Origin of the sequence: Streptomyces sp. NPDC050263, assembly GCF_040655955.1 — a bacterium.
In the GTDB taxonomy this organism is placed as follows: Bacteria; Actinomycetota; Actinomycetes; order Streptomycetales; family Streptomycetaceae; genus Streptomyces.
Map to the genome: position 1 here is coordinate 1 of NZ_JBFAKW010000285.1, position 1,814 is coordinate 1,814.

Annotated in this window: 2 protein-coding genes; both read left to right on the plus strand. The window is 69.7% G+C overall.

Features of this window, described 5'->3' with window-relative positions:
* Window positions 1–160: 160 nt before the first annotated feature.
* Window positions 161–1,231 carry an ABC transporter ATP-binding protein gene (locus AB0J04_RS46000; RefSeq protein ID WP_363174710.1) on the plus strand — a complete coding sequence of 357 codons (1,071 nt, stop codon included), beginning with the start codon at window positions 161–163 and terminating at the stop codon, window positions 1,229–1,231.
* Between the two features lie 122 nt (window positions 1,232–1,353).
* On the plus strand, window positions 1,354–1,814 hold a 461-nt coding region (locus tag AB0J04_RS46005; RefSeq protein WP_363174711.1), incomplete at its 3' end, for an ATP-binding cassette domain-containing protein.

The window sequence follows — 1,814 nt, forward strand, 5'->3', positions numbered from 1 at the left end:
CGTACTGGACGTACTTGGGCTTTCGGCCGGTGCGGCGAGAGTGCGTGCCGGGCGTCGCGACGGGGCGAACGTTGCCTGCCGCGGCACTAGCCTCACGTCGATCCGCGCGCAAGGCTGTCCTGGGCCGGTTTACGGCCCGCCTGTCGTGAGGAGGTTCGTCGTGAGCACGGTGATCGAGGAGCCCGGGGAGCCGGCGGCGCCCGGACCGGCCGGCGCGGGAGCGTTCCTCTCCGTGCGGGACCTGCACGTCGGCTTCTCCACGGAGGACGGCGTCGTCCGGGCCGTCGACGGACTCTCCTTCGACCTCGACCGCGGCCGCACCCTGGGCATCGTCGGCGAGTCGGGATCCGGCAAGTCCGTCACCAGCCTGACGATCCTCGGCCTGCACAACCCGATGTTCACCGAAGTCGAGGGCGAAATCCTGCTGGAGGGCCAGGAGCTGACCACGGCCCGGGAGGCGGAGCTGGAGCGGCTGCGCGGCAACAAGGTCGCGATGATCTTCCAGGACCCGCTGACCGCGCTGTCCCCGTACTCCACCGTGGGCCGGCAGATCGCCGAGCCGTACGTGAGACACCGGGGCGCCTCGAAGAAGGCCGCCTGGGCGCGGACCCTGGAGATGCTCGACAAGGTCGGCATCCCCAACCCCCGGGAACGGGCGAAGGACTACCCGCACCAGTTCTCCGGCGGTATGCGGCAGCGCGCGATGATCGCCATGGCGCTGGTCTGCGACCCGGACCTGCTGATCGCCGACGAGCCGACGACCGCGCTCGACGTCACGGTCCAGGCGCAGATCCTCGACCTGCTCAAGGACCTCCAGCGGGAGTCCGGCACCGCGATCATCTTCATCACGCACGATCTCGGGGTCATCGCCGACATCGCCGACGACATCATGGTGATGTACGCGGGCGGCGCGGTCGAACGCGGGACGACCCGGCAGGTGCTGCGCTCACCGCAACACCCGTACACCTGGGGCCTGCTGAACTCCATGCCCCGACTGCACTCGGACCTGGGCAGCCCGCTCGCCCCCATCCCCGGCGCCCCGCCCTCGCTGCTGAACCCGCCGTCCGGCTGCCGGTTCCACCCCCGCTGCACCTTCCAGAACCGGGTCGGCGGCGGTCGGTGCGTCACCGAACGCCCGCTGCCGGCCCCGGACCGCGCCGCCGCCTGCCACCTCACGGCGGAACAGAAACGGACCATCTTCGCGAACGAGATCAAGCCCCGGTTGACGTGACCGGAGCGAGACGGGAGTAGGAGGACCACGTGGAGAGAGAAGCAAAAGAAGCAAAAGAGGTGAAAGAGGCGAAAGGGAAGGGAGAGGTGAAAGGGAAGGAGGAGGCGAAGGGCGGGAAAGGGGTGGAAGGGGAAGCGGCTCTTCCCGTCCCGCGTCAGGCCGAGGCGGAGACGCTGCTCACAGTCGAGGGGCTCACCAAGCACTTCCCGGTCAGGGGCGGCTTCCCGATCCGGCGCACGATCGGCCAGGTGCAGGCAGTGGACGGCATCGACCTGAACGTGCGGGTGGGCGAGAGCTTCGGCCTGGTGGGGGAGTCGGGGTGCGGCAAGTCCACGACGGGCCGGCTGATCACCCGGCTCCTGGAGCCCACGGCGGGCACGATCACGTACCGCGGGCAGGACATCGGCCACGCCAAGCGCAGAGAGCTGGTGCCGATCCGCTCCGAGATCCAGATGATCTTCCAGGACCCCTACTCCTCCCTCAACCCCCGGCAGACGGTCGGCAAGATCGTCTCCGGGCCGATGGAGATCAACGGGATCGACCCGGCGGGCGGCCGCGAGGCGCGCGTGCGCGAGCTGCTGGA